17 protein-coding genes are annotated in these 21,647 nt (G+C 41.6%); 7 read left to right on the top strand and 10 right to left on the bottom strand.

The features are described 5' to 3' along the window. Positions 1–77: 77 nt before the first annotated feature. The gene (gene pbp1b / locus FQT28_RS00730; protein ID WP_143989108.1) at positions 78–2,579 is read right to left on the bottom strand and encodes a penicillin-binding protein PBP1B; all 2,502 of its coding nucleotides are present in this window, start codon (positions 2,577–2,579) and stop codon (positions 78–80) included. Positions 2,580–2,719: 140 nt separating this feature from the next. On the opposite strand from pbp1b, the gene tyrS reads away from it, so the two are divergent. Beyond that, the gene (gene tyrS / locus FQT28_RS00725) at positions 2,720–3,976 is read left to right on the top strand and encodes a tyrosine--tRNA ligase (protein WP_084874244.1); all 1,257 of its coding nucleotides are present in this window, start codon (positions 2,720–2,722) and stop codon (positions 3,974–3,976) included. A 77-nt stretch (positions 3,977–4,053) separates the two neighbouring features. On the opposite strand, the gene FQT28_RS00720 is transcribed toward tyrS, so the two are convergent. After that, positions 4,054–6,117, bottom strand: coding sequence for a heavy metal translocating P-type ATPase (locus FQT28_RS00720; protein ID WP_143989107.1), 2,064 nt, complete (start codon positions 6,115–6,117; stop codon positions 4,054–4,056). A 1-nt stretch (position 6,118) separates the two neighbouring features. Next, positions 6,119–6,397 (bottom strand): DUF6110 family protein, encoded by a 279-nt coding sequence (locus tag FQT28_RS00715; protein WP_000910909.1) that lies wholly within the window; start codon positions 6,395–6,397, stop codon positions 6,119–6,121. Between the two features lie 151 nt (positions 6,398–6,548). Here FQT28_RS00715 and FQT28_RS00710 point away from each other — a divergent pair, with 151 nt between their 5' ends. Further along, entirely contained in the window at positions 6,549–7,397 is an 849-nt protein-coding gene (locus FQT28_RS00710; RefSeq protein WP_143989106.1) for a putative RNA methyltransferase, read from the top strand. Positions 7,398–7,507: 110 nt separating this feature from the next. Here FQT28_RS00710 and FQT28_RS10030 read toward each other — a convergent pair whose 3' ends face one another. The 3 genes from FQT28_RS10030 to malQ all read right to left on the bottom strand — a co-directional run bounded on the left by FQT28_RS10030 (position 7,508) and on the right by malQ (position 11,763). Beyond that, the gene (locus tag FQT28_RS10030; RefSeq protein WP_143990046.1) at positions 7,508–7,714 is read right to left on the bottom strand and encodes a hypothetical protein; all 207 of its coding nucleotides are present in this window, start codon (positions 7,712–7,714) and stop codon (positions 7,508–7,510) included. Positions 7,715–7,964: 250 nt separating this feature from the next. Next, positions 7,965–10,223, bottom strand: coding sequence for a glycogen/starch/alpha-glucan family phosphorylase (glgP, locus tag FQT28_RS00700; protein ID WP_143989105.1), 2,259 nt, complete (start codon positions 10,221–10,223; stop codon positions 7,965–7,967). 22 nt (positions 10,224–10,245) lie between these two features. Further along, positions 10,246–11,763, bottom strand: coding sequence for a 4-alpha-glucanotransferase (malQ, locus tag FQT28_RS00695; protein WP_143989104.1), 1,518 nt, complete (start codon positions 11,761–11,763; stop codon positions 10,246–10,248). Positions 11,764–12,238: 475 nt separating this feature from the next. Here malQ and FQT28_RS00690 point away from each other — a divergent pair, with 475 nt between their 5' ends. The 5 genes from FQT28_RS00690 (at position 12,239) to FQT28_RS00670 (ending at position 17,746) form a co-directional block, all read left to right on the top strand. Continuing rightward, positions 12,239–13,507 carry an extracellular solute-binding protein gene (locus tag FQT28_RS00690; protein WP_000095451.1) on the top strand — a complete coding sequence of 423 codons (1,269 nt, stop codon included), beginning with the start codon at positions 12,239–12,241 and terminating at the stop codon, positions 13,505–13,507. Positions 13,508–13,631: 124 nt separating this feature from the next. Then, positions 13,632–14,924, top strand: a complete 1,293-nt coding sequence (locus FQT28_RS00685) for a sugar ABC transporter permease (RefSeq protein WP_162284862.1) — start codon at positions 13,632–13,634, stop codon at positions 14,922–14,924. A gap of 1 nt (position 14,925) precedes the next feature. Then, the gene (locus FQT28_RS00680) at positions 14,926–15,768 is read left to right on the top strand and encodes a sugar ABC transporter permease (RefSeq protein ID WP_143989103.1); all 843 of its coding nucleotides are present in this window, start codon (positions 14,926–14,928) and stop codon (positions 15,766–15,768) included. 181 nt (positions 15,769–15,949) lie between these two features. Then, positions 15,950–16,750 carry a DUF1189 domain-containing protein gene (locus FQT28_RS00675; RefSeq protein WP_143989102.1) on the top strand — a complete coding sequence of 267 codons (801 nt, stop codon included), beginning with the start codon at positions 15,950–15,952 and terminating at the stop codon, positions 16,748–16,750. 9 nt (positions 16,751–16,759) lie between these two features. Beyond that, on the top strand, positions 16,760–17,746 hold the full coding sequence (locus FQT28_RS00670; protein ID WP_143989101.1) for a LacI family DNA-binding transcriptional regulator: 987 nt from the start codon (positions 16,760–16,762) through the stop codon (positions 17,744–17,746). Positions 17,747–17,779: 33 nt separating this feature from the next. Here FQT28_RS00670 and FQT28_RS00665 read toward each other — a convergent pair whose 3' ends face one another. The 4 genes from FQT28_RS00665 to FQT28_RS00650 form a co-directional block, all read right to left on the bottom strand. Further along, positions 17,780–18,721 (bottom strand): YitT family protein, encoded by a 942-nt coding sequence (locus FQT28_RS00665; protein WP_143989100.1) that lies wholly within the window; start codon positions 18,719–18,721, stop codon positions 17,780–17,782. 18 nt (positions 18,722–18,739) lie between these two features. Further along, positions 18,740–20,497 carry an aspartate--tRNA ligase gene (aspS, locus tag FQT28_RS00660; RefSeq protein ID WP_143989099.1) on the bottom strand — a complete coding sequence of 586 codons (1,758 nt, stop codon included), beginning with the start codon at positions 20,495–20,497 and terminating at the stop codon, positions 18,740–18,742. A gap of 151 nt (positions 20,498–20,648) precedes the next feature. Beyond that, positions 20,649–20,867: a hypothetical protein gene (locus tag FQT28_RS00655; protein ID WP_084972068.1), complete on the bottom strand. Its 219-nt coding sequence runs from the start codon at positions 20,865–20,867 to the stop codon at positions 20,649–20,651. Positions 20,868–20,884: 17 nt separating this feature from the next. Next, the gene (locus FQT28_RS00650) at positions 20,885–21,526 is read right to left on the bottom strand and encodes a CPBP family intramembrane glutamic endopeptidase (RefSeq protein ID WP_143989098.1); all 642 of its coding nucleotides are present in this window, start codon (positions 21,524–21,526) and stop codon (positions 20,885–20,887) included. Positions 21,527–21,647: the final 121 nt, after the last annotated feature.

The raw sequence follows: 21,647 nt of genomic DNA, 5'->3' as shown, positions 1-21,647 counted from the left end.
ATTATTGTAACACGAAACCAACAAAGAAAAAAGTAGCAACAAGGTCAAAATTAAGATAACCGTGCTGCTACTCTATCTTAACGATTAAATAGACGTGAACGTCCTGAAGAGCCACTCTGAGTATTTCCACTCGAACTTGTTGTTCCCGAACCGCTACTTGAGCTTGGAGGAGTTACTGCAGGAATGCTTCCTAGAATATTCTTCCAAGCATTCTGATAATCTGCATCGCTTCCTCCAATAGCGAAGCGGTAGGCGGTTACTGGCGCCCCTTCTTTAGTAGCCCAGTAACTTGTTACGGTAGAACCGGAAACGTTAACTTCTTTGCCATTAATTGAAACCTTGCCCGGCTTCTCCCCTGTCGACTTGAGAACTTGTGACTTGGTCACACTTGAGTCAAGATTAAAGCGCTCATTCCCCCAAATGCCAGGTTTTGCTTGTTGAATAGCATTAACCAAGTGGGCCATATAGTTGGCATTGCGGTAGTGGCCCGCCCCTTTGGCTAGCGGGCGGTTGTCATCGTGACCTAGCCAGCCACCCAAGGTCAAGCGAGGCGTAGAAAGCATAAGCCACATATTTTCATCTTCATTGGTTGTACCAGTTTTTCCAATCCAGTCGGCGCTAGCGAGGCTTGGATTGATGGTAGCCAAGTCTGTCTGGAAACTTGTGGTAATCCGAGATGAAATAACATCGCGAAGCAAACTTTGCATGATGGTCGCTGTCGCTTTTGAGTAAACTTGGACAGGTTTATCCTTGTGCTCGTATACCACTCGACCATCTGTTGACTCGATCTTCGCGATCATATGTTTCTTATGGTAAACTCCGTTGTTGGCCAGAGTCTGATATCCGTTAGTATGCTGAGCAACTGTAACGTCAATTCCTCCGCCCATCGGTAAACTCTCAATACCATATTCTGGGATTTCGTAACCCATTTTTTCCATATACCCTTTGACATCAACCCCCTTCTCTCGAAGTGTACGATAAGTCCAGTAGGCTGGAATATTCCATGAGTAGTTGAGGGCCTCCCCTAACGTCATCATCCCTGTACCAGGACTATTGACATACATGATAGGATTGCCGTTTGAAAAGTTGGTCGGATAGTTTGATAAGATACTTGCACTTCCCATCAGACCTTGGTCAATAGCAATACTGTAAGCCAATATCGGCTTAGTAGTTGAGGCAGGGGAACGTTTTGTATCGATAGCATGGTTATTCTGATTTTTTTGATAATTGCGACCACCGACAAATCCAAGAATAGCTCCTGTTTGGTTGTCCATGAGGACATTCCCCACCTCAGGCTGTCCTGTCGAATCATCTAGCAGATAGCCGTAGGTTGCCACCGCATTTTGCATCGCAGCATGAATATTTTTATTGATAGTCGTCGTGATCTTATATCCACCATTTTCAATTTCCTTAGTCGCTAAATCACGATAAGCTTTCTGGACGGATTCATTCTTTTGCTCTTGTACAGAAACATTATCTCTCTGAATCAGGTAGTCATACATCCGATCAGTGGCTTCTGCCAAGGTTGCGAAGTAGAGATAGTCACGTGAAGTACCACTAACACTACCTGATGGTAGGAAATCTTTCTTAAAGTCATAATCTTTGTACTTATCGTAATCTTCCTGACTTAGAGCCCCTGTCCGGTACATATTATAGAGAACATCTCTAGCCCGTTTGATCCCCAGAGCCAAATCCTCCTCGCTCTTCATACTACCGTCAGATTCATAAGGGGAGTAACTAATTGGGCTCTGTGGCAATCCTGCGATAAAGGCTGCTTGAGGGACCGTTAAATCCGAAGCCTTAACCCCAAAGATCCCTTCTGCAGCCTGCTGGGCACCTGCAATATTTTGGCCTTTATGATTGCGACCAAAAGGAGCAATGTTGAGGTAGGTTGTTAAAATCTCATCCTTACCCATAGCCCGTTCTAAAGCCAAGGCATCAATAATTTCTTTGGCCTTACGAGCTAGAGTGGGAGCGTCCCCCACTACTTGTTGCTTGATGACCTGCTGAGTCAAGGTCGAACCACCACTAGACGATCCCAAACCGACAAAGGTTCCCAGAGTCGCACGAATAACGGCCTTTGGCACGACTCCCTTGTGCTCGTTGAAATTCTCGTCCTCTGTCGCAATGATAGCCTTCTTAAGATTGTCTGAGATAGCATCTGAAGCGACTGAAGTGCGCAACAAATCGCCCTCGATCGAGGCAATGGTACTGCCGTCAGAATAAGTGATTTCTGAGATAGAGGCAATATCCTTCACTTGCTTGACCAACTCTTCTGCTTGAGGTACCTGGGCCTTGTCAAATAGAGCGACTCCATAACCCATAGCCACCCCAGCACCAAACAGTCCACCGATAAAACCTAGGATAAAGAGAGTATTAAAAACTATTTTAAACCCACTCAAAACCTTAGCAAAATTAGATCCTGCCCTTCCAACTTTGTCAGAAGAGGTCCCCTTTTTACCGGTTTTCTTATTAGCCAGTTTTTCTGCTAGTCTTTTCTTCCATTTTGCAATTCGTTGCATTAGCTGCTGGAAAAAATGCAGCATTTTTGTTTTTAATTCATTAATTCTTTCTTTCATGAATGTCCTCGCTTTCTCTATTATACCATAAAAGGGAAACTTTCAATAAAATAGCCACTTTCTTCCCTATTCTACTAGGCTATTAATCAAGTTTGTGATACAATAGGTAGAAACAATATTTTATAAAGGAGAAAAGACACATGCACATTTTTGATGAGCTAAAAGAGCGTGGTTTGATTTTTCAAACGACTGATGAAGAAGCTTTGCGCAAAGCCCTAGAAGAAGGTCAAGTTTCTTATTATACCGGCTATGATCCAACTGCTGACAGCCTTCACCTAGGCCACCTTGTCGCAATCTTAACCAGTCGTCGCTTGCAGTTAGCAGGTCACAAACCTTATGCGCTCGTTGGCGGTGCTACAGGTCTCATCGGAGATCCGTCCTTCAAAGATGCTGAGCGTAGTCTCCAAACAAAAGACACAGTGGATGGCTGGGTCAAGTCTATCCAAGGACAACTTTCTCGCTTTCTTGACTTTGAAAACGGTGAAAATAAAGCTGTCATGGTCAACAACTACGACTGGTTTGGCAGCATCAGCTTCATTGACTTCCTCCGTGATGTCGGAAAATACTTTACCGTCAACTACATGATGAGCAAGGAGTCTGTGAAGAAACGGATCGAAACAGGGATTTCTTACACTGAGTTTGCCTACCAAATCATGCAAGGGTACGACTTCTACGTCCTTAACCAAGAGCACAACGTAACACTACAAATCGGTGGTTCTGACCAGTGGGGAAATATGACCGCAGGTACCGAATTGCTTCGTCGTAAGGCTGACAAGACTGGTCACGTTATCACTGTTCCACTCATTACAGATGCAACTGGTAAGAAATTTGGTAAATCAGAAGGAAACGCTGTTTGGCTCAACCCTGAAAAGACTTCTCCATACGAAATGTACCAATTCTGGATGAATGTCATGGACGCTGACGCTGTTCGCTTCTTGAAAATCTTTACTTTCTTGTCACTAGATGAGATTGAAGACATCCGCAAGCAGTTTGAGGCTGCTCCTCATGAACGCTTGGCTCAAAAAGTCTTGGCTCGTGAAGTCGTGACTCTTGTCCACGGAGAAGAAGCCTACAAAGAAGCCCTCAACATCACTGAGCAACTCTTTGCTGGAAACATCAAAAACCTTTCTGTCAAAGAACTCAAACAAGGACTTCGTGGAGTGCCAAACTACCAAGTACAGGCAGACGAAAATCACAACATCGTAGAACTCCTCGTATCTTCTGGTGTGGTTAATTCAAAACGTCAAGCCCGCGAGGATGTTCAAAATGGAGCTATCTACGTCAACGGTGATCGTATCCAAGACCTTGACTATGTCTTGAATGACGCAGATAAGTTAGAGAACGAACTCACTGTTATCCGTCGTGGTAAGAAAAAATACTTTGTATTGACTTACTAAACTGTTCAACATTTATCTATAAACAAAGGAGTTAACTTCGAGAAAGGTAACTCCTTTTTGCTGTTAATAACTCTCATCTATCTATTTTTAATAGACAGACTACGCAAGACAATGCGCAAGGTTGTTAGATTATGTAAGATAGAGAGATTTGAAGGACTGAGCCAATTAAACAAGCCAAAGCCAATCAAACTACTATTTACGACAACGGTATCTTGAATATTCTTCTTGATGAGTATTTGCAAAGATGATGATAGCGAATCCAACTCTTGGAAGAAATCCAAGCGATTATCTAACAATAAGATATCACTCATCTGCTTAGAAATATCTGCGCTTTCATTCATCACCACACCGATATCTGATAGGGTTAGAGCCGCTGAGTCATTCAATCCATCTCCAACCATCAAAATAGTGTGACCTACTTTCTGCAGTTCCTCTACTAACTCAAATTTCCCATCAGGTTTCAAGTCTGTATAGACCTGATCAAAGGGCAAATCTTTGACTAATTCCTCTGTTCTAACCAAGGTGTCCCCTGTTGCCAGAATCAATTTTTTCCCTTGTGCCTTAAGTTTCTCCAAGGCTGCTTTTGCTTCTTTTCTCAAAGGAGTATGAATGCAGAACATTCCAATCAATTCATTCTGGTAGGCTAAGAATAAGAGATTGTAGTGATTCTTGTACTCTTCAATCAAAGCATGTTGTTCCAAACTAATATGAATCTGCTCATCCTGCATCAAGACATAATTTCCAATAACAACTGGTTGGCCATCTATATGGGATTTGATTCCCTTACTTGCGATATATTGGAGTTTCCCATGCATTTCCTCATGTTCAATCCCCTCTATCTCGGCTTGTTTGACAATGGCATTAGCAATAGGATGATAAATGTGTTCCTCAAGACAGGCACTGATTCTGAGAATATCTTCCTCGCTATAGTCCCCAAAAGGTAACACCTTTTCAACTATAGGATAGCTAGTTGTGATTGTTCCTGTCTTATCAAACAAGAAAGTATCAACTTCCAGATATTTCTCTAGAACATCCCCATCCTTAATCACCATTTCACGGTTCAACCCCTCTTTGATAGCTGTCAAATAAGCTACAGGAGTAGAGATTTTCAAAGCGCAGGAGAAATCAACCAATAGGAATGAAATAGCCTTAGAAAAAGAACCTGTTAATAAGTAAGTCAGACCAGCCCCCAAGAAATTATATTTGACGACCTTGTCCGCCATCTTGATGAAATAGCGTTGTTTAGTTTTCTTGTTTTCTTCAGATTTCTTCATCAACTCAATCAGCTGTAAAATACGGCTGTTCATCTGATTATCGGTTACACGAATGCGTAGCTCCCCAGTTTCCAAGACTGTGTTTGCACAAACCGAATCAGACTCTCTTTTTTCAACTGGAAAACTCTCTCCCGTCAAGGAACTTTCGTTGACCATACCTAAACCTGAAACTACTTGTCCATCAAACAGAATTTCATTTCCTTGAGATAGGACCAAGACATCTCCTATTTGAACATCGGAACTCTTGATACTAACGACCGTATCGCCCTGTACTAAGAATACATCGCTCTCTTTTGCAAGAAGACTCTGTTCTAAATCTGTTGCAGTTTTTTTCAAGGACCACTGATCTAAATGATTCCCCAAATCAAGCATAAACATGATGTTGCTGGCAGTCTTGGATTGGTTCATAAACAAAGACAATAAAATAGCCGAACAGTCCAAGACTTCCATCGTTAGTTCCTTACGCGCTAGTGTTTGATAGGCTTCTTTAACATATCCAAAAGCCTGATAACAAGTCCATATATAGCGAATAGGAGACGGCACAAGACTACGAAAAAGCACACGCTTAATCGCTGCACCTGAAACGATAGAATAGGCACTCTCTTCTCTACGAACAGGAAGAGTCATCAACTCAGAAACTTTCCCTTTATCAATCCTTTTTAAAAAGGCTTCTGCATTGTCTAATACAGAGAAGCCTTCTTTTATACGTAGGGTAAAGTGCTGTTGATCCATGTAAAACTGGATAGACTCAATTCCCTTCTCATCTCTCGCCAAGGAACGAAGATAGTCTTGAATATCCAAGGTAAGTGAAAAAGAAGATGATAGTCGGATATGTTGATATCCTCTATATAGCACTTTAAAAGACATATTATTCTCCTATAAGGCTATCTAATTGCTCTTCTTTTTTCTCTTGCTCATACAAATATTTAGCATCTTGCAAAACATCGTCTCCATGTTGTTTCACAACAGAAACAGATGCATCTAGCTCGTCTTTCAACTTGTAAGCCTTAGCCAAAGCTTTAGAATAACCTTTTTTAGCTTCCTTACTTGCTAAGATTTTCAAACCAAGGGTACCAAATGCGACACCACCCAAAAATAATGAAGATTTTTTCGCAACTTTTGCAACGGTTAATACTTCTTTTAACATACTTATTTCCTCCTTATCATTATTATATAGCAATTTAGATATAAAAGCAATTTCATTTTATAAATTGGAGAATTAGTTTTATTTCTACTGAATCTCCCATCTACTTGCTCCTAAAGTTGCTTTCACTTGCCTCTTTTGATACACTTAAACTATGAATACAAATCTCAAACCCAAACTTCAGCGCTTCGCTGCTGCGACTGCCTTTGCCTGTCCTATCTGCCAAGAAAATCTAACCTTAGTAGAGAGCAGTCTCAAGTGTAGCAATCGTCATTCTTTTGACTTGGCAAAATTTGGCTATGTCAACTTGGCTCCTCAAATCAAGCAATCTGCCAACTACGACAAGGAAAACTTTCAAAACCGCCAAGAAATCCTAGAGGCTGGCTTTTATCAGGCTATCTTAGAAGGTATCTCCGACTTACTAGCCACTAAACCATCCGCAAAAACAGTCTTGGATATCGGTTGTGGCGAAGGCTTCTACTCTCGCAAGCTCCAAGAAAGTCACTCTGACAAAACCTTTTACGCCTTTGATATTTCAAAAGATTCCGTTCAAATCGCTGCCAAGAGCGAACCAAACTGGGCGGTCAACTGGTTTGTCGGCGACCTGGCTCGTCTTCCTATAAAAGACGCCAGCATGGATATCCTGCTTGATATCTTCTCGCCTGCCAACTATGGGGAATTCCGTCGCGTTTTATCCAAAGACGGTATTTTGATCAAGGTCATCCCAACCGAAAATCACCTCAAAGAAATCCGTCAAATGGTGCAGGACCAGCTGACAAAGAAGGATTATTCCAACCAAGATATCAAAGAACATTTCCAGGAACATTTCAGCATCCAATCTAGTCAGATTGCTTCCTTAACAAAACCTATCTCGGCTGAGCAACGCCAAGCCCTGCTTGCCATGACGCCCTTACTCTTTCACGTTGACCATACCAAGATTGACTGGAGCCAACTGACAGAGATTACCATTGAAGCAGAGATTCTAGTTGGGAAAGCACTGTAATTAAAACTTTCAGATAAGACAAAAACCCGCACCTCTTCTTGAGGTGTGGGTTTAAATCGCGATTCTTCAACTGTCTATCCGAAAAGTGGAAAAAATTTTAACCTCTCCATTTATCTTCGATTCGAAATGACAAATTTATCAATGAATAATAAGTGAAATGAGGCAAGTGTAATCCCCAAATAGCAGCCATGATAAGAGATATCTTGATGGGTAAGGGGAAAAAGAGTATTATTGCCCGTCAAGAGGCATGTCACAATCACAAATAGTATCCAGAATAAATCAGTCCATTTATATTTTGAAAAATATTTTTTCCACATATAAACACCTTCTTTCTTCACCACAATGCTATTATGATACAAATTATAAGCGGATACAAGAAATACGAGGCCATCAACTACGAAGAATCATGAGACTGAAATACAGTAAAAAGCAGTATTTCTAAAACTTCAACGTATCTATGATTTATCTCTTTTTAGACCTGATTGGCTAAAATCCACATCATTCAAAAAAGCGAATTTCAATTGAAATTCGCTTTTTTTACAAAGTGATTAGTATAAATTTTGTATCTTAGTTCAAGTGCCAGATATCTTCGTTGTACTGAGCGATTGTACGGTCAGATGAGAAGAATCCTGCTTTGGCAATGTTAACGATGACTTTATCCAACCATGCGTCGCGGTCTTCGTAGTCAGCAAGCATTTGCTCTTTCACTTTGATGTAGTCTTCCAAGTCAAGGAGAGTCATGAACCAGTCTTTGTTGATCAATTCATTGTAAAGACGTTCCAAGCGCTCTTTCTTACCTACTGCAAGAACAGCGTCACTCACGATGAAGTCAACCAATGGTTTGATGGCTTTACGAGCGTAGAATTCGCTTGATTTGTAAGCTGCTTTTGCGTAAAGGTCGATAACAGTTTCTGAATCTTCACCAAAGATGTAGATGTTTTCGTCGCCAACCAACTCAGCGATTTCCACGTTAGCTCCGTCCATAGTACCAAGAGTCAAAGCTCCGTTCAACATGAATTTCATGTTACCAGTACCTGAAGCTTCTTTAGAAGCAAGTGAGATTTGTTCTGAGATGTCACATGCTGGGATAAGGAAGCTTGCTGCAGTAACGTTGTAGTTTTCAACCATAACCACTTGCAAGTGTGGAGCTACTTCTGGATCATTTGCAATCACTTCTGACAAGCAAAGGATCAAGTGAATGATGTCTTGGGCGATTGTGTAGGCAGGAGCTGCTTTACCACCAAAGAAGACTGTGATTGGACGAGCAGGGATGTTACCAGCCTTAATATCAAGGTATTTGTGAATCACATACAAAGCGTTCATCTGTTGGCGTTTGTACTCGTGAAGACGTTTGATTTGGATATCAAAGATAGAGTTTGTATTGATTTCCACACCTTGGTGATCTTTCAAGTGACGAGCCAATTTACGTTTGTTGTGAGCCTTGATGCTTTCCAATTTTTCTTTAACAGCAGCCTTGTCTTCGTATGACAAGAGTTTTTCAAGCTCATCTGCTTCATGGTGCCAACCATGTCCAATAATCTCATCCAAGTAGTGAGACAGTCTTGGGTTGGCATGCATGAGCCAACGACGGAATGTGATACCGTTTGTTTTGTTGTTGAATTTTTCTGGGTAGATGTCGTAGAAAGCTTTCAACTCTGAGTTCTTCAAGATCTCAGTGTGGAGGGCTGCTACCCCGTTAACACTGTATCCGTAGTGGATATCCATGTGAGCCATGTGTACACGGTCGTTTTCATCAATGATTTGAACAGCTGGGTCTTTGTATTCTGCTTTCACACGACGGTCCAATTCTTTGATGATTGGTACCAAGTGAGGAACCACTTCTTGCAAGAATTCAAGAGGCCATTTTTCAAGGGCTTCAGCAAGGATTGTGTGGTTAGTATAGGCAGTCATGCTACGAACGATAGAGATTGCTTCGTCAAGTTCGATACCACGTGCAGTCAAAAGACGGATCAATTCAGGGATCACCATTGATGGGTGAGTATCATTGATTTGTACAACTGCGTAGTCTGCAAGGTCATGCAAGTTGCTTCCTTTTTCGATTGCTTCATCGATGATCAATTGCGCACCGTTTGAAACCATGAAGTATTGTTGGAAGATACGGAGCAATTCACCTTGCTTGTCGCTATCGTCTGGGTAAAGGAAGAGAGTCAAGTTGCGAGCGATATCTGTCTTGTCAAAGTTGATACCATCTTCGATGATAGAAGAATCAACTGAATCCAAGTCAAACAAACGCAAGCGGTTCTTTGTTGCTGTCTTGTAACCAGGTACATCGATATCGTAAAGGGTAGATGTCAATGTGAAATGTGCGAATGGCACTTGGTAGCTACGGCTTGAGCGTACCAACCAGTTTTGCTCAGTCAACCAAGCATTTGGAATTGTTTCTTGTTGGTTATTTTTAAGAACTTGTTGGAAAAGACCGAAGTGGTAGTTCAAACCAACGCCGTCACCATTCAAACCAAGTGTAGCGATTGAGTCGATAAAGCAGGCTGCCAAACGTCCCAAACCACCGTTACCAAGTGATGGTTCCAATTCTACTTCTTCGATTTCGATCAACTCTTTACCGGCATCAGCAAGTTCTTTTTTCACATCGTCGTAAAGACCAAGGTTGATCAAGTTGTTTGACAAGAGTTTACCAATCAAGAACTCAGCTGAGATGTAGTAAACTTTCTTCTTACCAGTGTTGACTGGTTTTTGGCTGCTAGCAAGCTTGCTGTAGTTGAGAAGAGCAAGGTAAAGCTCTTCATTGCTACATTCTGCAATAGTTTTATTGTAACGCTTTTGTACAAATTCTTTTAATGGTAACATTTTTGTGTCTCCTGATATTGTCTTATTTCTTTAATTCTACCAAATTTTCATTGATTCGGCGATAAATTGTAGTCAAGTCAAGCAAAGTTTCTTCAACAGCTGGTGTCAATTGATCTGCTGTCATGCGCCAAGACCAGTTTCCACCAAGAGTAGATGGGTAGTTCATGCGAGCCGCCTCATCCAATTCTAGCAAGTCTTGCATGGTAGCGATAGCCATAAAGCTCACTGATGAAAATACTGTGCGAAGCATAGCGTGTGGCACTGTTTCGTACTCTTTACGGTTCGTGTAACGAGCCATATACTCACGAGTTGGATCATCGATCTCATTACGGTACCAACCAAGGACTGTATTGTTATCGTGTGTTCCTGTGTACATAACAGAGTTAGCAGGTGCCAAGTGTGGGCTATCGATACTTTCGTCTTCTGGGTTGAAGGCAAATTGAAGAATCTTCATTCCTGGGAATCCTGTGCGTTCACGCAACTCGATGACTTCATCTGTCATGAAACCAAGGTCTTCCGCGATAATGTTTAGCTCACCAAGCTCTTCCTTAACAGCTGCAAAAAGCTTGTAGCCTGGACCTTTCACCCATTTACCAGGCGCTGCTGTATCGGAACCGGCAGGAATTTCCCAGTAAGATTCGAAACCGCGGAAGTGATCGATACGAACGATATCGTAGATTTTGAAGCTTTCACGCAAGCGTTCAATCCACCATTTGTAACCATCTTTATCCATAGCTTCCCAGTCATAGATTGGGTTCCCCCAAAGCTGACCAGTGGCAGAAAACTCATCTGGTGGGCATCCTGCGATACAAGTTGCTTTACCATTGGCATCTGTCTTGAAGAGATGTGGATTTGCCCACATGTCGCTAGAATCTTCCGCAACGTAGATAGGCATGTCACCAACGATTTCGATGTGGTTGTCGTTAGCGTAGGCTTTCAAATTCAACCATTGTTGGAAGAAGAAATATTGAGTCACACGGTGGTAAACCAACTTGTCTGCCAATTTCTCACGGTAGCTTTCAAGCGCAGAAGCTTTACGAGCACGAGCATCTGCGTCTGGCCATTCTGTCCAAGCAAGATTGTCAAAATGCTCTTTAATCGCCATATACTCTGCAAAGAGTTCAAGCCATGATTGGTTGTCTTGAGCAAATTTCTCAAAATCTTTGACATCACCCACTTCCAAGAAGCGTTTAACTGCTTTTTCTAAAAGCGGACGACGTGCGTAGTAAATCTTCGCATAGTCAACTTCAGATGCATCACTACCAAAGTCAACACCTTCAAGATCGTTAGCTTCCAACAAACCTTGCTCTACCAAGATGTCAAGGTCGATAAAATGTGTATTTCCAGCAAAGGCCGAGAATGATTGGTATGGAGAATCTCCATAGCTTGTTGTCCCAAGAGGGAGGATTTGCCAGTAACGTTGCTTCGTACGAACCAAGAAATCGACGAAATCATAGGCAGTTTGGCCAAATGATCCAATCCCGTATGCTCCTGGCAGAGAAGAGATGTGCATCAACACACCACTTTGACGTTTTTTCATAATAGCACCTCATGTGTTTGTTATAAAACGTTGCGCAATCAAGGCGCAAACGTTTGCGTTAAGTTAAGTATAGCGCATTTTAAACACAAATGCAAGCGTTTTTAAAAAATTTTTTTGAATTATTTTAATCAACCAAAACTTGTTCCCATTGATATTTTATGAAATGAGCGAAAAATTTTTTAAAAATTTTCTGATTTAAGATAATTCATTCCAAACATCTGCTCTATTTTCTGAAAAATCGAGCCAAATTTACGCAATCGTTTCCCTAATATATTTTCAATTCAAGAAAAACAAATATTTTAAGTTCTTTCTTATATAAGGGCTTTAACAAATGTTTGAAACCTTAAAATTTTTTTAAAATTTTTTCTAAAAATACTTGCAACCGTTTTCTGTTTGTGCTATACTAGGCACATAAAAGAAAACGTTTGCGTTTTCTCATTAAATTATTTTTGTTATTCTTTAGGAGGAATACACTATGTCATCTAAATTCATGAAGAGCGCTGCTGTGCTCGGAACTGCTACTCTTGCTAGCTTGCTCTTGGTAGCTTGCGGAAGCAAATCTGCTGATAAAGCGGCTGATACTAGCTCTTCAGAAGCAAAAGAACTCACTTTCTATGTTGAAGACCAATATAAAGCCTTTGCTGAATCAGCTGCAAAAGCTTATGAAAAAGAAGCAGGTGTAAAAGTTACTATCAAAACAGGAGACCAAATGGGTGGTCTTGACAATCTTTCACTTGACAACCAATCTGGTAAAGCTGCTGACGTTATGATGGCTCCATACGACCGTGTAGGTAGCCTTGGTACTGACGGACAACTTTCTGAAGTTACTCTTAGTGACGGAGCGAAAACAGACGATAAAACAAAATCTCTTGTAACTGTTGGTGGTAAAGTGTATGGTGCTCCAGCCGTTATCGAATCACTCGTTTTGTACTACAATAAAGACTTGCTAAAAGAAGCTCCTAAAACTTTTGCTGATTTAGAAAACCTTGCTAAAGATAGCAAATACGCTTTCGCTGGTGAAGATGGTAAAACAACTGCCTTCCTTGCTGACTGGACAAACTTCTACTACTCATATGGACTTCTTGCTGGTAACGGTGCTTACGTATTCGGCCAAAACGGTAAAGATCCTAAAGACATCGGACTTGCAAACGAAGGTGCAATTACAGCTATCAACTACGCTAAATCTTGGTATGAAAAATGGCCTAAAGGTATGCAAGATACTGAAGGAGCTCCAAACTTAATTCAAACTCAATTCCAAGAAGGTAAAACTGCTGCTATCATCGATGGACCTTGGAAAGCTCAAGCATTCAAAGATGCTAAAGTAAACTACGGTGTTGCGACTATCCCAACTCTTCCAAACGGTAAAAACTACGAAACATTCGGTGGTGGTAAAGCTTGGATCATTCCATCAAGCACTAAGAACCTTGAAGCTGCTCAAAAATTTGTAGACTTCCTTGTATCAACTGAACAACAAAAAGCCTTCTACGATGCAACCAACGAAATCCCAGCTAACACAGAAGCTCGTACTTATGCTGAAGGTAAAAAAGATGAGTTGACAACAGCTGTTATCGAACAATTCAAGAACGCTCAACCAATGCCAAACATCTCACAAATGTCAGCTGTTTGGGACCCAGCTAAAACAATGCTCTTTGAAGCTGTAAGTGGTAAAAAAGATGCGAAAACAGCTGCTAACGATGCTGTAACATTGATCAAAGAAACAATCAAACAAAAATTTGGTGAATAATTGATTTGTTCAAGGGGGGTGGAAGTGAAATCCCCCTTTGAATGTATAGATGCGCTTCTCATCAGATATGCGTATCTTGCGATTGAACCCGAGTTTTATCTCGCATCCTATGAAAGGAGTAATCATGGAAAAACAACAGCCTCGCAAAGCAGCCTTGCTGTCAATCATTCCTGGTTTAGGACAAATCTATAACAAACAAAAAGCTAAAGGATTTATTTTCCTTGGTGTTACTGTTTTATTTGTTCTGTATTTTCTAACACTTGCAAGCCCTGAATTGAGCAATTTGATCACACTTGGTGTGAAACCTGGTCGTGATAATTCACTTTTCATGCTGATTCGTGGTGCTTTTCACTCTATCTTTGTTGTCGTTTACTTGCTCTTTTATATCTTTAATATCAAGGATGCACATACGACTGCTAAACGTATCAACAACGGTATTCCTGTAGCTCATACCTTCAAGGATATGATTAAAGGTATTTATGAGAATGGATTCCCATACCTTTTGATTATCCCATCGTATGTAGCGATGACATTTGCGATTATCTTCCCAGTTATCGTAACCTTGATGATTGCCTTTACCAACTATGACTTCCAACACTTGCCACCAAACAAATTGTTGGACTGGGTTGGTTTGACGAACTTCACAAACATCTGGAGCTTGAGCACCTTCCGTTCAGCCTTTGGTTCTGTTCTTTCTTGGACCATTATCTGGGCCTTGGCTGCCTCTACCTTGCAGATTGTCATTGGTATCTTTACAGCAATCATTGCTAACCAACCATTTATCAAAGGAAAACGTATCTTCGGCGTTATTTTCCTTCTTCCTTGGGCAGTTCCAGCCTTCATCACTATCTTGACATTCTCAAACATGTTTAATGATAGTGTTGGTGCTATCAACACCCAAGTCTTGCCTCTTTTGTCTAAGGTCCTTCCTTTCCTAGATGGAGCTCTTATCCCTTGGAAAACAAATCCAACTTGGACTAAGGTTGCCTTGATTATGATGCAAGGTTGGCTAGGATTCCCATACATCTACGTTTTGACCTTGGGTATCTTGCAGTCTATTCCTAACGATCTCTACGAAGCGGCTTACATCGATGGTGCTAATGCTTGGCAAAAATTCCGCAACATCACTTTCCCTATGATCTTGGCTGTTGCAGCACCAACATTGATTAGCCAATACACCTTCAACTTTAACAACTTCTCTATCATGTATCTCTTTAATGGTGGAGGTCCTGGTACTGTCGGAGGCGGAGCCGGTTCAACTGATATCTTGATTTCATGGATTTACCGTTTGACAACAGGTACATCTCCTCAATACTCTATGGCGGCAGCTGTTACCTTGATTATCTCAATCATTGTCATCTCTATCTCTATGATCGCATTCAAGAAACTACACGCATTTGATATGGAGGACGTCTAAGATGAATAACTCAATCAAACTCAAACGTAGACTGACTCAAACCCTCACTTACCTCTACTTGATTGGCCTATCAATCGTGATCATCTACCCACTTTTGATCACCATCATGTCCGCCTTCAAAGCAGGTAACGTCGCAGCCTTTAAACTAGATACTAACATCGACTTCAATTTTGATAACTTTAAAGGGCTCTTCACCGAAACCTTGTATGGCACTTGGTACTTTAATACTTTGATTATTGCCTTTATCACAATGGCTGTTCAAACAAGTATCATCGTACTTGCAGGTTACGCCTACAGTCGTTACAACTTCTTGGCTCGTAAGCAAAGTTTGGTCTTCTTCTTGATTATCCAAATGGTGCCAACTATGGCCGCTTTGACAGCCTTCTTCGTTATGGCACTTATGTTGAACGCCCTTAACCATAGCTGGTTCCTCATCTTCCTCTATGTCGGTGGAGGTATCCCGATGAATGCTTGGCTCATGAAAGGCTACTTCGATACTGTGCCAATGTCTCTAGACGAATCTGCAAAACTAGATGGTGCTGGACACTTCCGCCGCTTCTGGCAAATTGTTCTCCCACTCGTTCGCCCAATGGTGGCTGTACAAGCTCTATGGGCCTTCATGGGACCTTTCGGAGACTACATTCTCTCTAGTTTCTTGCTTCGTGAGAAAGAATACTTTACTGTTGCCGTTGGTCTCCAAACCTTCGTTAGCAATGTGAAAAACATGAAGATCGCCTACTTCTCAGCAGGTGCTATACTCATCGCCCTTCCAATCTGTATTCTCTTCTTCTTCCTACAAAAGAACTTTGTTTCAGGACTTACAAGTGGTGGCGACAAGGGATAATTTATCCCCGCCACCCTTTTTTCATTTTGGAGCTTGTTTGTAAAGTTAAAAGATTAGACACAAGACCACAAATAGTAGCAAAATCCGCTTTTCAAAAAGCAATTTCTCTACTAGACTTGAAATAAAGCACATTTCTCTATATAATAATACTCATATAGAAAACACTTTTAGAAAGATGCCTATGCTTCCATATCCATTCTCGTATTTCTCTAGTATCTGGGGATTTCGTAAGCCCCTATCAAAACGTTTCGGCCTCAACTGGTTTCAGCTTCTCTTTACGAGCATTTTCCTCATCAGCTTGTCTATGGTTCCGATTGCCATTCAAAATAGCTCTCAGGAGACGTATCCACTGGATACCTTTATCGATAATGTCTACACTCCACTGACAGATGAAGCCATCATGGACTTGTCAGAGAATGTACAAATCGTAGATGGAAAGCTGAACTACTCAGGCACTAAGAATCAGCAGCCTTCTCTTTTGATTGGTCCAAGCCCAAGCAAGGAATTGCCAAAGGATTTGCAACTTCATTTTGATACGGAAGAACTCATCATCAGCAAAGAAAGTAAAGAGCTGACCCGCATTCGCTACCACGCGATTCAGACCGAGAGCTTCCATAGTAAGGAAAGTTTGACCCAGGCTATTTCTAAAGACTGGTACCAGCAGAACCGTGTCTATATCAGTCTCTTTCTCGTCCTTGGTGCTAGCTTCCTCTTTGGATTGAATTTCTTCATTGTCTCTCTTGGAGCTAGTCTTCTCCTTTATATCACCAAAAAATCACGCCTCTTTTCATTTAGGAGCTTTAAAGAGTGCTACCATTTTATCTTGAACTGTTTAGGATTACCAACTTTGATTACACTTATTTTGGGACTTTTTGGCCAAAATATGACAACCCTGATCACTGTACAAAATATTCTTTTTGTTCTTTATCTGGTCACTATTTTTTACAAGACACATTTCCGTGATCCAGATTATCATAAATAGGAGATTTTTATGCCCGTTACGATTAAAGATGTGGCCAAGGCTGCAGGTGTCTCACCTTCAACCGTAACCCGCGTTATTCAAAACAAATCAACGATTAGCGATGAAACCAAAAAACGAGTTCGCAAGGCTATGAAGGAACTCAACTACCATCCCAATCTCAATGCTCGTAGCTTGGTAAGTAGCTATACTCAGGTTATCGGTCTGGTATTGCCTGACGACTCAGATGCCTTCTACCAAAATCCTTTCTTCCCATCTGTCCTACGAGGGATCGCCCAAGTCGCGTCCGAAAACCACTACGCTATTCAGATCGCAACTGGTAAAGATGAGAAGGAACGTCTTAATGCCATCTCACAAATGGTCTATGGGAAACGTGTCGATGGTCTAATCTTCCTCTACGCCCAAGAAGAAGATCCACTAGTGAAGCTCGTAGCGGAAGAACAGTTTCCTTTCCTCATCCTTGGAAAATCCCTCTCACCCTTTATCCCACTTGTCGACAATGATAATGTCCAAGCCGGTTTTGATGCAACTGAGTATTTCATCAAAAAGGGCTGCAGTAGAATCGCCTTTATCGGAGGAACCAAGAAACTTTTCGTTACACAAGACCGTCTAAAAGGTTACGAATTAGCGCTTAAACAACACCAACTTCCGATTGATAACAATCTGACTTACTTTGCGACCGAATTTCTAGAAGAAAAGGGGTATCAATTCAGCAAACTCCTGTTTAAGCATGATCCGCAGATTGATGCCATCATCACAACCGACAGCCTTTTGGCTGAAGGGGTTTGTGACTACATTAGTAAGCATCAGTTAACTGTTCCTGTCTTGAGTTTCGACTCTGTCAATCCTCGACTCGACCTGGTAGCCTACGTCGACATCAATAGTCTTGAACTTGGACGAACATCATTTGAAACGATTTTGCAGATTATCAATGACGCGAAAAATAATAGACAGATTTGTTACCGTCAGTTGATCGCCCACAAAATTATCAAAAAATAAAGACCAGCCTCAAGGCTGGTCTTTTGAGTATTATTAATTGTCTGTTTCTACGAATCGTCCTAGGATGTGGACATTTTCAGATACAGAGACAAAGGCTGTCGGATCGACCTGTTTCATGATGTGTTTAAAATCATTAAACTCTGCTCGTGTGATAACTGTAATCAAGACTGCTTTTCTCTCATGATTATAGGTTCCTTCTGCATCGTGGATCATGGTTGCTCCGCGGTGCAATTTTTTATGGATTTTTGCGATTACCTTATCAGGATTATTGGTCACAATCATGGCCTGCATCCGTTTTTGCTTGGTAAAGACCGCATCTGTCACACGACTGGATACAAAAATAGTAATCATGGAGTAGAGGGCGTATTTCCAACCAAAGGTCAAACCTGCTATCAGCATGATGGTTCCATTTACCAGGAAAGAAATACTACCGACATTCTTCCCCGTTTTCTTGCGAATGGTCAGACTGACGATATCTGTACCTCCGCTAGAAATATTGTTACGGAGCGCAAAACCAATCCCCAAGCCCATGACAACACCCCCAAAGAGAGCATTGATAATGGGATCCTCTGTCAGCGTCACAACGGGCACAAACTGGATAAAGAGGGAACTCATGGATACTGTGATAAAGGTAAAGATTGTAAACTTATGCCCAATCTGATACCAAGCCAAAATCATCAACGGAAAATTGATGGCATAAAAGGTCAGCGATATCGGAATGTAAAAACCAAACCAGTGATGACTCAAGGCAGAGATAATCTGTGCCAGACCTGTCGCACCACTGGAGTAAACGTGTCCTGGTTGAAAAAAGAAATTGACTGCTACTGCTGACAGAAAGCCATAAACCAGAGAAGCCGAGATTTTCTCATCATATTTTTCCCGAGAGATACTTTGTAAAACTCGTAAGATTTTTATCTGATAAGCAAAGCGGCGCAGATAATAGCGCCACCGCTTAATTCGTTTTGCTTGTTTCATCTTCTTCTACTCAATATTTCAAACTTTTAAGGCAGAGGGTTTCAATTGAATCTCTAGTTCCTCTAGTTGTTTGAGAGCGACTGTTGATGGAGCTTGTGTCATTGGGTCGGTTGCCTTGTTGTTCTTAGGAAAGGCAATGACTTCACGGATATTTTCTTCTCCTGCTAAGAGCATGACAAAACGGTCAAGACCGATAGCCAAACCACCGTGTGGTGGGAAACCATAGTCCATGGCTTCAAGAAGAAAACCAAACTGGTCATTTGCTTCTTCAGCTGAGAATCCAAGAGCCTTGAACATACGTTCTTGAAGGTCTTTTTGGTTGATACGAAGACTACCACCACCAAGCTCATAACCGTTCAAAACGATATCGTAAGCAATGGCACGAACCTTAGCCAAATTACCTTCTAATTCGTGAGCTGTTTCTTCCTGTGGAAGGGTAAATGGATGGTGGGCGCTCATGTAGCGACCTTCTTCTTCAGACCATTCAAACATTGGCCAGTCAACCACCCAAAGGAAGTTGAACTTATCATTATCAATCAAGCCAAGCTCTTTGGCAATACGTCCACGAAGGGCACCAAGAGTTGCATTGGCCACTTCAAGCGTATCCGCCACAAAGAGAATCAAGTCCTTGTCTTCTAAACCAAGGGTATTTGTCAAATCTGCTTGAATGCCAGTCAAAAACTTAGCAACTGGTCCGTTCAATTCTCCATCAACAACCTTGACCCAAGCAAGACCCTTAGCACCGTACTGCTTGGCTACTTCTGTCATCTTATCAATGTCTTTACGTGAATAGTTATCTGCTGCGCCTTTGACTACAATGGCTTTAACTGCTGGTGCTTCTGAAAAGACTTTGAAGTCAACACCTTTGACCACTTCTGTCAAGTCCTGAAGCAACATGTCAAAACGCGTATCAGGCTTGTCAGAACCATAAAGAGCCATAGCATCGTCATACTTCATACGAGGGAATGGAAGTGTCACTTCAATCTCTTTTGTTTCCTTCATGACGCGCGCAATCAAGCCTTCTGTGATATCTTGGATTTCTTGCTCCGTAAGGAATGAAGTTTCCAAGTCGACCTGAGTAAACTCGGGCTGACGGTCACCACGCAAGTCTTCATCACGGAAACATTTGACAATTTGATAGTAACGGTCAAAACCAGCATTCATCAAGAGCTGCTTAGTAATCTGTGGACTCTGAGGAAGGGCATAGAAATGGCCTTTATTAACACGAGACGGCACCAAATAGTCACGCGCCCCTTCTGGTGTAGACTTAGAAAGGAAGGGTGTTTCCACATCGATAAACTCCAACTCATCCAAGTAGTTGCGGATAGAGTGCGTTACTTTCGCACGAAGTTTGAGGTTTTCCAACATCTCTGGACGGCGAAGGTCAAGGTAACGGTAGCGGAGACGCGTATCGTCATTAGCCTCAATCCCATCCTTAATCTCAAATGGTGTTGTTTTTGCTGTATTAAGCACCGTCAAAGCTGTCACGTTCAACTCAACCGCACCAGTCTGCAATTTATCATTGGCCTGCTCACGTGCTGCAACCTGACCAGTTACCTCGATGACGTATTCACTACGAAGGCTTTCAGCCGTTGCCATCACCTCAGCAGAAACCTTCTCAGGATTAATAACCAACTGCATAATCCCTTCGCGGTCACGAAGGTCGATGAAGATCAAGCCGCCAAGGTCACGACGACGGGCAACCCAGCCTTTCAAGGTAATTTCTTGTCCGATGTGTTCCTCACGAACACGACCAGCATACATACTACGTTTCATGTTTTCTCTCCTCTTGTATTCTGTTACTATTTTACCATAAAAGCGCTAGGTCTTCATGAAAATCAGCAGAAAAGTTTGATTGTCTTTAGAAATCAAAACGAACAGACAAAAAATCCGATGAAAACGTCATCGGATTCTCTGATTATGATTCTTAACCTTTTTTACGCTTTTCAGCAATCTCAGCTGCCTTTTTAGGTAGAACAATCTCCGTAGCATAAGCCGAAGCAAAACGCAAGACACCTGCAATAGGCGCAAAGACAACTGCTAGATAGTTGTAAAAGAAGTCGCCTTTAAAGGCATAGGCAAGGCCCCCGATAATAAAGAAGAGAACGACTGCCTGTATCACTGCTAATAAAATTACTCGTTTCATGTGACCTCCTGACTCTATTATAGCATGAGTATCATCAAAAAGCCGATTAAATTATTCAAAGCGTGGAGAGAAATGCTATAAAGAAGACCTTTTCGGCTCACATAAGCCAGACCCAAACTCAATCCCAGACTAGCATAAACTAAAAACTGTTGCAAAGTTCCTGGAAAATGAATCAAGGCAAAAAGCACACTTGATACGAGGAGAAACAGAGCTGTCTGTTTGCTATTGTCCTGCTTAGGAAAGAGATAGCGCGCCAACATTCCTCTAAAGATGAGTTCTTCCGTCAGAGGAGCAAAGACCACCACCATAAAGAAACCAAATACAGGCTGTGCCACTGTCAGTTGAGATACGATTTGTTGATTGACCGACGGATCATCTGGCAAAAAGAACTGGGCTGTAATCGCCACTAGCAAAACCAGAGTAGGCAACCAGATATAACGATTAAAAGCTGTTGTCTGGATGCTAACCTTTTCTGTCTGATACCATCTGTAAACTCCATAAACATAGGCCCCTGACAGAGCGATATAAAGTGGTAAGACTCCAAAGATTGAAGCCCCTAGTCCAAGAGCTGATAAAGCCATACTCTGAACCAGACCATAGCCAAAGAAAAAGGAGAGAACAGCTAGAAGAAACCAGCCAAGATTTTTAAGAAATTTCATAAAAGACTCCTATTTGAAATGAAGACTTAGCATTGTTATTCATATCATTTTGATAAAAATGTGGAATACAGTCGCAACTAAAAGGGATAATAAGCGAATTCCTCTTGCAAAAATAGAAACG

The organism is Streptococcus oralis (assembly GCF_901543815.1).
In the GTDB taxonomy this organism is placed as follows: Bacteria; Bacillota; Bacilli; order Lactobacillales; family Streptococcaceae; genus Streptococcus; species Streptococcus oralis_CM.
Note: the sequence above shows the minus strand (reverse complement) of the source record. Positions and strands in the feature narration are given on the sequence as shown.

Coding starts and splice junctions, on each gene's coding strand:
- pbp1b (WP_143989108.1), bottom strand. CDS start 2,579: ATGAAAGAAAGAATTAATGAATTAAAAACAAAAATGCTGCATTTTTTC.
- tyrS (WP_084874244.1), top strand. CDS start 2,720: ATGCACATTTTTGATGAGCTAAAAGAGCGTGGTTTGATTTTTCAAACG.
- FQT28_RS00720 (WP_143989107.1), bottom strand. CDS start 6,117: ATGTCTTTTAAAGTGCTATATAGAGGATATCAACATATCCGACTATCA.
- FQT28_RS00715 (WP_000910909.1), bottom strand. CDS start 6,397: ATGTTAAAAGAAGTATTAACCGTTGCAAAAGTTGCGAAAAAATCTTCA.
- FQT28_RS00710 (WP_143989106.1), top strand. CDS start 6,549: ATGAATACAAATCTCAAACCCAAACTTCAGCGCTTCGCTGCTGCGACT.
- FQT28_RS10030 (WP_143990046.1), bottom strand. CDS start 7,714: ATGTGGAAAAAATATTTTTCAAAATATAAATGGACTGATTTATTCTGG.
- glgP (WP_143989105.1), bottom strand. CDS start 10,223: ATGTTACCATTAAAAGAATTTGTACAAAAGCGTTACAATAAAACTATT.
- malQ (WP_143989104.1), bottom strand. CDS start 11,763: ATGAAAAAACGTCAAAGTGGTGTGTTGATGCACATCTCTTCTCTGCCA.
- FQT28_RS00690 (WP_000095451.1), top strand. CDS start 12,239: ATGTCATCTAAATTCATGAAGAGCGCTGCTGTGCTCGGAACTGCTACT.
- FQT28_RS00685 (WP_162284862.1), top strand. CDS start 13,632: ATGGAAAAACAACAGCCTCGCAAAGCAGCCTTGCTGTCAATCATTCCT.
- FQT28_RS00680 (WP_143989103.1), top strand. CDS start 14,926: ATGAATAACTCAATCAAACTCAAACGTAGACTGACTCAAACCCTCACT.
- FQT28_RS00675 (WP_143989102.1), top strand. CDS start 15,950: ATGCTTCCATATCCATTCTCGTATTTCTCTAGTATCTGGGGATTTCGT.
- FQT28_RS00670 (WP_143989101.1), top strand. CDS start 16,760: ATGCCCGTTACGATTAAAGATGTGGCCAAGGCTGCAGGTGTCTCACCT.
- FQT28_RS00665 (WP_143989100.1), bottom strand. CDS start 18,721: ATGAAACAAGCAAAACGAATTAAGCGGTGGCGCTATTATCTGCGCCGC.
- aspS (WP_143989099.1), bottom strand. CDS start 20,497: ATGAAACGTAGTATGTATGCTGGTCGTGTTCGTGAGGAACACATCGGA.
- FQT28_RS00655 (WP_084972068.1), bottom strand. CDS start 20,867: ATGAAACGAGTAATTTTATTAGCAGTGATACAGGCAGTCGTTCTCTTC.
- FQT28_RS00650 (WP_143989098.1), bottom strand. CDS start 21,526: ATGAAATTTCTTAAAAATCTTGGCTGGTTTCTTCTAGCTGTTCTCTCC.